This window comes from Methylobacterium sp. WL120 (assembly GCF_008039465.1).
Classification (GTDB): Bacteria; Pseudomonadota; Alphaproteobacteria; order Rhizobiales; family Beijerinckiaceae; genus Methylobacterium; species Methylobacterium cerastii.
This window is the reverse complement of sequence record NZ_VRUT01000393.1, coordinates 1-252: the sequence shown is the minus strand read 5'-3', so window position 1 is coordinate 252 and position 252 is coordinate 1. Positions and strand designations below refer to the sequence as shown.

General features: G+C 65.5%; 1 pseudogene. It reads left to right on the top strand.

Annotated elements, in window-relative coordinates:
* Nucleotides 1-130, top strand: a pseudogene (locus FV229_RS27125) (IS630 family transposase); the annotation flags it as partial.
* Nucleotides 131-252: the final 122 nt, after the last annotated feature.

The window sequence follows — 252 nt, the reverse complement described above, 5'->3', positions numbered from 1 at the left end:
CAACCCGGTCGAGAACCTCTGGCAGTTCATGCGCGAGAACTGGCTCGGCAACCGGATCTTCCAATCCTACGCCGACATCCTCGACCACTGCTGCGACGCCTGGAACAAGATCGTCGCCCAGCCCTGGTGATCGGCCCCCACGAGGTGGTCCAAGGGTAAAGTTAGTGCACGGTGGGCCGCTCCGCCACGGGTAGCTTGGCCGGCGGAGCTGGTCTGGCGAGCGCAGCCGGCCAAGCGGAGAAGGCTGGCATG